A 7,227-nucleotide genomic window follows, 5' to 3' on the forward strand; every position below is an offset into this window, starting at 1 on the left:
TTGAGTAACGAATCAACCCGCGTTTCGGGTCATTGACAGAGAGAAAACGATGAAAATAGACAAAATCTAATCAACTTCGGCAATTTAGGGAAACGCGCCGCGTCTGCTTGATAATCGATAATGCGGCGGGACAGTGTAAAACTTGCGAACGACAGGAATATACTTTGTAGTAAAAACACGATTGGTTTGGGGAGCCATCATGCAAGGAGCCTTTGCTGCCACACCGCGTTGGTTAATAAATGCCATAGGCTAATGATTTTAATTGAATAAGTAAGATTGCACGACCGTAAAATGAAATTTAATGTTTTCAATGCGCAAATAGGAATAAAACTTGATGGTCTAGAGTCTCGCAATACTTCCTTGCTGGCACACGGTGTCGGCGCCCATTTGGATAAGGAGCCTCTCATGTCATTTATCTCAGCCGGTCCTGCAGACCGCCTTGAAAACCTCAAACCTAAACGCGTTACCCTTAACGATACAGAAATTCTTCTCATTCGTGACGGTGAAAACGTTTATGCCAGCAGCGCCGATTGCCCTCATAAAGGTGCGCCTCTTGAAGATGGTGCAGTATGTCGAGGCAAGTTGGTTTGCCCATGGCATAAAGGCACTTTTGATATCGCCTCTGCTGATGTATGCGAACCACCTGCACTAACAGGATTATCTCGGTATGCGGTTGAAATACGTGACGGCGAGGTACTTGTGGATCCCGAACAGGCCACCGACAGCACCGATAAACGACAAAACCGATTAACTGCAGTTAACGCACATTCTCATATTGTGATTGTCGGCGCTGGCGCAGCAGGCGCTGCCGCTCTGCAAAGTCTGGTGAACAATCGTTACCACGGTCGGATCACTGTTGTTGATCCAGAAGCAGATGCACCTTATGACCGAACACTGCTTACCAAAGCTGTGACAGCGGGCGACATGGAACCTGATGAGGTAGACCCCCTTGTTAATCAAGACGACATGGATATCACAGAAGTTACACGCCTAGTGGCTAAAGTATCCGGAATTGATACTGCCGCCCATCAAATTGAGCTATATGATGGTCAATCGTTGACATACGATCGATTACTTATTGCCACAGGCGGGATCCCCATACGGCCGGATTTACCCGGCGTTAATTTGTTGGGGATCCATACGCTTCGAAATATTGAGCATGTGGAACGTCTATTAGCTGACGTTGAAAACACGAACAATATTACCATTGTTGGCAACAGTTTTATTAGTCTGGAAGTGGCCGCTTCATTAAAGCAGCGTAGCGACAATATACGGGTAAAGGTTATCGCACCTGATGCGGTGCCGTTTGAAAAACAATTTGGAACCCAAATCGGGCAGTATTTCCGTGATTTACACGAGAAGCATGACGTCGAGTTTGTCGAGGGCACAGTAAGTGGATTTCATGGTACTGAAAAAGTAACCGCAGTGAAGCTGGAAAGTGGCGAAACGTTGGAAACCAATCTGGTGCTGCTAGCTACCGGCATAACGACTGATAAAGATTTACTCAATAGCTTTACATTAACGCATCAGGGATTGGTGAAAGTGAACGAATTCCTTGAAGCTGCTGAAGATGTCTATGCGGTGGGTGATATTACCAGTTATCCGTATAATGGCGAAGAAATGCACATTGAGCACTGGCGACTAGCCCAGCAGCATGGTCGTTGCGCAGCAGAAAATATACTCGCGAGCCTAGCCTACCCTGCCGAACGTAAAGCATTTGATCGCACACCTTATTTCTGGACACAGCAATTTGATGTAAAGTTTGAATACGTAGGCCACGCAAAAGAGTGGGACGAAATCGAAGCGGTGGGCACACCGGAAGACGAACAATACCTCGCAGTTTTTCGCAAAGATGGTAAGGAAATTGCTGCTCTGGCTAAAGGTTATCCGCAGCTCATGGCAAAAATGATTATTGAGATGGACGACCATGTTGCGCTGTCATCGGTTAAAGCTGAACTTGAAGCTGCCTAATTAACAAGCTTTGATTTGGTGACGAGAAAGCGCGTAATGGCGCGCTTTCTATGACAAGATTGCTAACTATCCTCCGAGGCCGGTAGTCCTCACGTACAAATCCTTCTAATTAAACAGTCAGCGATTTTCGTTGTAGCTGTCTATACCAGCGATGCCCCACCCAAAATGCTGCGGTGATGTAGGGCACTCCACCTACTACCCACATGATAAGTCCCGCTAATTGCTGATCGGCAAGGTTGCGGGATTCACCGTAAAAAGGAGTGCTGCCAAAGGTAAGAAACGCACCTAAAAAGCCCGTGTGCATTAGCGTCACCAACAGTGCCAGCAACGCATAGGGAACTTTACGGGTAAAGGCATGTAAGCAGGCCCACCAAAACCATACCGCCGATATCAGAAAGCAGGCGTGTTCGAATACGTGAATCCAGGGATTCTCCAACGCCAACATATAAAATTTCGGGATGTGCCAGAACCAGATCATCATACCGTGAAAGTAGGTGCATACCATCGGATATTGAGTGATTTTAAATGCATATTTCCATAATCTTTCCCCATATGCTCCACAAGCCCTGTAGAACTGTGGCAATGGCCGAGCCAAAGCGAAAGCTGGCGCTATTATTACCATCATAAACATATGCTGGGTCATATGCGCAGCAGAGCTATGTTCAGCCCATTCGTCCAACGGACCCAAAATGGTAAAAAAGGTGATCAAAATGGTGATATGAAATAGCCATCTCCGCCATACAACTGCGGTAGCGTAGCGGCAGCCCCATACATAGATTATCCAGAATATCAGTACTATCACCGCCGTAAGGCTAGCGGAAAACGCGTCCTGGCCACCACTGGTAAAGGGGTTGTGCGCCCATGCACCGGTTGACCAAAACAATAACGTTGCTACGAGAATAATTAAATACATGGTGCCATCGCCAAAAGAGGAATGCCAACAGCCAGCGTCGAAATGGCCGAAGCAAGATAACTTGTCGCCGCTACACGCAGTAAAAAGCGCGACTCATTTTCTGCATTTGCCGCTACGTGCCACGACTTAAAGGCGCAAATTCCCAAATAGATAACAATAAGAAACGTAGGAATTAAAAAACTAAGGTTTATCCAATTAAATGGGCCCGCCTCGGCCGCAGGTTTAGCCAGCTGACAAGCCACCGCGACTCCGCCATAAGTAAATACAAACCAGAGCGCCCAAATCACAAACCCGGCCACAAGATGCCAAGGGTGCGCGCGGGAAACTTTCATTTAGCCTCCCATATTGTTGGTAAGATCAAAAAGCTTGCGAAGCTTAGCCAAAAAATAACAAGTGTAAACAACCACATGGGGCTCATTACGACAATTTCATAGGACAGCTTTGTACTGATGTAATCATAACTAACCCGCAGTGCCTGGAGCGTAGTGGTGATCACGCTGATGATACTGTGGAAAAGCAAAAAGGCCAGCATCACCAACAATACGGCATCATACGCATTAGTCGTAAATTGCAGGTCACTCGAAACAGTGATGAAAGCCAATAGTCCAACATGACCCATTCCACAGGCTGAAACGAGCCAAAGCCACTTAGCGAGCGACTTCTCTTGCTCACGGCGCAAATAGCGATTCAGACGGCGATACAAAGTCACTGCAATGGTCAGTAACGCACCACTTAGCCCCATTAAAACCGGCGAAATTGCCGACACGTCAGGTAAGGTTTTATTTGGTGAAACTGTCCACAAATATAACCAACCGAAAAGCAGCGACAAATATAAGGTGCCGTCAGCTAACAGAGTCACACACATACCCCATAACCCTGGGCCGTCAAAGGTACGCGAGTGCAGAGGCGGCTCTCCCCGGCTCGCTTCTTCATCCGTCAGTGGTGCCATCGTCTTGTGCGTGCCGTTCTCCCAACTCCAGCGTAAAAAGAAGCCTAGACCCAATATGGCGAAAAAGATGCCGACCATATACGCTTTAGACACCAGGCTGATGCACAACCCCGCCAGGGTAGCCGCACAAATTAGAGGCCACCACGAATGGCTGGGAATATGAATAACTTCTTTTAGCTTGCCACTAATCGCATCTGTTCCATACAGTTCCCGTCGCCCGTGCTTAATACTTTTTAAGCCATGTTCGCCAGCTGGAATGCTATTAATCAACGACGGGTCGTCCCATAGTGGATGACGTGATTTTACCTCAGGGATACTGGCAAAATTGTAAGACACCGGCGGCATGCCCGTGGCCCATTCCAATGTATCAGCTTGCCAAGGATTAGATGAAGCCTTTCGACCATATCGAAAATGTAGCGTCACATCTAAGACGAGCATTAGAATACCAATCGCGAGCACGAAGCCACCAATGGAAGAACTCAGATTTAACCAATCCCAGCCCAGGCCACTTTCGTAAGTAAACACTCGGCGTGGCATGCCCAACAGACCAGTTAGGTGCATGATCAGAAACGTTGAATTAAATCCGACAAACACCAAGCCAAACGCCCAGCGTCCCATTCTCATAGACGGCATTCGTCCGGAAAAATGGGGCAACCAGTAATATAGGGCGGCGATCAGCGGAAAGAACATTCCGCCAATAAGCACATAATGAAAATGCGCCACTACAAAGTGCGTATCGTGCACCTGCCAGTCAAAGGGCACCAGTGCTAGCATCACACCAGTCAACCCACCGCAAACGAAGATAAACAAAAAGCCAAAAATCCATAGCATCGGCAGTTCAAACCGAACACGGCCTACCCACAATGTCGTTAACCAAACGAAAATCTGAATGCCTGTGGGAATCGCCACCAGCATGCTGGCAATGGAAAAAAATGCCTGGGCCAAATGAGGGATCCCGACGGTAAACATGTGGTGTACCCATAAGCCAAAGCTGATAAACCCAGTGATGATTACTGATAATACAACCCAACGATATCCCACCAGCGGTCGACCCGCGAACACTGGCAATATAGTGGAGACCATACCCGCTGCCGGCAGAAAAATAATGTAAACTTCAGGATGGCCGAATAACCAGAACAAATGCTGCCATAAAATAGGGTCACCACCAGCGTTAGGATCAAAAAAAGGCATTTGCGCTGCCCGCTCAAGCTCTAACAGAATGCTAGCCAGAATCAGCGGAGGAAAACCGAACACGATCATTAACGCCATCGCGAGAATATACCAGCAGAAAATAGGCATTTTGCTCAAACTCATGCCCGGCGCTCTTGTACGCAAAATCGAGACGGTAAGCTCAATACCTGCTGATACTGCAGATATTTCTACAAAAGTCACTCCGAGTAGCCAGAAGTCTGAGCCCGCGCCAGCGGAATAGTCGTCGCTGGATAAGGGTGTGTACATAAACCAGCCCGAATTAGGCGCGATGCCTAGCACCAGACTTGACAGCAAAATCAACCCTCCAAAGAGGTAACAGTAATAGCCTAAGGCGCTCAAACGGGGAAAGACTAGATCGCGCGTGCCGATCATCTTTGGAATAAGATACATCGCCGCGCCTTCCAGAACCGGAATGGCAAACAAGAACATCATAATAGTGCCGTGCATAGTAAAAACCTGTGAATACAGGTCGGCAGTAATGAGTGTCTGACCTGGCAACGCCAATTGCGAGCGGATCAGCATTGCCAGCAAAATGCCTACGAGAAAAAAGATCACCCCGGTTAGCATGAATCGCTGACTGATAGAAGTATGGTTTACCGCTGCAAGATTGCCCCACCCAGGTAGGTTATCCCATACCTTGGCAAAATTTTTGTGTAGTTCTGATTTGCCATTCATTGTGTTTTACCTTGTTGGACGAGCCATGCATCAAACTTCTCAGCAGAATGAGCAATGACTTTAAAATGCATTTTAGCGTGAGAAAGGCCGCAATATTCGGCGCATTGGCCACCGAACTCACCTACTTCATCGGCTTGCAAACGCACGATGTTCGTGTGCCCCGGGATCGCATCAATCTTTCCTCCTAGCCGTGGCACCCAGAAGCCATGAATCACGTCCGCACTAGTCACATGAATATCAATTGGCGTATCGACAGGAATATGAATTTCATCTGTTAGTTCAATATCATGTTGCGGATAGGTTACATCCCACGCCCATTGTCTGGCATGCACATCAATTCGCACAGCGCGCTCATCTACATCTGCATCGCTATATTTACGATTGCGTCGGAAGCTGGCATACCACCAGAGTGAGCAAATCCCCAGTAATACCACGACTCCAACCGTGAGCATGCCCCACCAGATTGTGGTAACCGCCTTGGCTGACGGACCTGCCGGGGCGAGAATGGAATACGGCTCACTGCAACCTGCCAACAATAAGGCACTGGCAGTGAAAAGATATTCTGTTACTCTATTTACCAAACTCACTCCTTAAACGGTATTTAGGATCTGACGCTTCTATGTCGAATTCAATAATCAGCAGCCGCGCTTCACTTAGGGGGCATGCGCTACATCCAGCCCTGATCCATTTTCCCATCGCGTTTTTGCTCATACTCATTGTCACAGATATTGTATTTATCCTTACCAGCGATCCTTTCTGGGCTGAAGCCAGTTTTTGGCTTACTGCTGCTGGACTGGCATTTGGTGTTTTGGCCAGCCTTGCCGGTGCCATTGATGTTTTTACTGTACGTATTATTCGCCATATTGTCGCAGCCTGGGCTCACGCCGTTCTAGCAGTAATGACGCTATCGCTGACCACATTTAACCTTACCTTACGCGCCTCAAAATAATGAACGCTAAGTTGAGCCCTAGATTGGCCATGGCACAAAACCAGGTGCAGCAGGTTTTGCCAGGACCACAAACAGTATGCTTCCGACGCCGCAAAATATCGCTATCAGAAAGCACCAGCTAAAGCCTGCCAGAAAACGCATTTCCTGGCGTTCAAGGCGCGTTATCAGTAGCCCAAGGCTCGCGTGCAATATCACCAGTATCGTCACAATGGTTAGTTTCACCATCAGCCAGAAAGTAAGGGTGTCGTTTATTACAAAGACCAATGTTCCCGCAATAATAGAAATGATAGCCGCGGGCGAAGCCACATACGCGAATATCAGCCGCGCTACCGACCCCATTCCAAATGGAATATCGATAAAGTCTTCGCGCATTTTCGACTCAGTAGCAATTAAGATTGGCAAATACAACACGGTTGCCAACCAGATCAGAAGACCGAAGATGTGAAGACCTAAAAGCCAGAGCATGAGCAACCTTACATTTATTTCATAATACTAGTTACAGCACTCGCCCCTGAAATGGTTTAGAAAAAAATGAATTTTTGCGATCGCACGTGACGA

The 7,227-nt window shown here is 47.6% G+C and carries 7 protein-coding genes; 2 read left to right on the forward strand and 5 right to left on the reverse strand.

Annotated elements, in window-relative coordinates; all coding sequences use genetic code 11:
- Positions 1-405 precede the first annotated feature (405 nt).
- Entirely contained in the window at positions 406-1,971 is a 1,566-nt protein-coding gene (locus MHN09_RS05025) for an FAD-dependent oxidoreductase (protein WP_239219656.1), read from the forward strand.
- Between the two features lie 109 nt (positions 1,972-2,080).
- Here MHN09_RS05025 and MHN09_RS05030 read toward each other — a convergent pair whose 3' ends face one another.
- From MHN09_RS05030 to coxB, 4 genes are read right to left on the reverse strand one after another with little or no spacing between them, the layout of a single operon-like run.
- Positions 2,081-2,884, reverse strand: a complete 804-nt coding sequence (locus MHN09_RS05030) for a cytochrome c oxidase assembly protein (RefSeq protein ID WP_049587401.1) — start codon at positions 2,882-2,884, stop codon at positions 2,081-2,083.
- Entirely contained in the window at positions 2,875-3,216 is a 342-nt protein-coding gene (locus tag MHN09_RS05035) for a hypothetical protein (RefSeq protein ID WP_012519723.1), read from the reverse strand. The genes MHN09_RS05030 and MHN09_RS05035 overlap by 10 nt, the downstream gene beginning before the upstream one ends.
- On the reverse strand, positions 3,213-5,720 hold the full coding sequence (gene ctaD, locus MHN09_RS05040) for a cytochrome c oxidase subunit I (protein ID WP_239219654.1): 2,508 nt from the start codon (positions 5,718-5,720) through the stop codon (positions 3,213-3,215). The genes MHN09_RS05035 and ctaD overlap by 4 nt, the downstream gene beginning before the upstream one ends.
- Entirely contained in the window at positions 5,717-6,301 is a 585-nt protein-coding gene (gene coxB / locus MHN09_RS05045; protein WP_239239435.1) for a cytochrome c oxidase subunit II, read from the reverse strand. Before coxB ends, ctaD begins: the two co-directional genes overlap by 4 nt.
- A gap of 38 nt (positions 6,302-6,339) precedes the next feature.
- Between coxB and MHN09_RS05050 the strand changes: the two genes are divergently transcribed.
- Positions 6,340-6,669, forward strand: a complete 330-nt coding sequence (locus tag MHN09_RS05050) for a DUF2231 domain-containing protein (protein WP_239239438.1) — start codon at positions 6,340-6,342, stop codon at positions 6,667-6,669.
- 18 nt (positions 6,670-6,687) lie between these two features.
- Here MHN09_RS05050 and MHN09_RS05055 read toward each other — a convergent pair whose 3' ends face one another.
- Positions 6,688-7,134 (reverse strand): CopD family protein, encoded by a 447-nt coding sequence (locus MHN09_RS05055; protein ID WP_239239441.1) that lies wholly within the window; start codon positions 7,132-7,134, stop codon positions 6,688-6,690.
- Between the last annotated feature and the right edge of the window lie 93 nt (positions 7,135-7,227).

This window comes from Alteromonas sp. MmMcT2-5 (assembly GCF_022348315.1).
Taxonomy (GTDB): Bacteria; Pseudomonadota; Gammaproteobacteria; order Enterobacterales; family Alteromonadaceae; genus Alteromonas; species Alteromonas macleodii.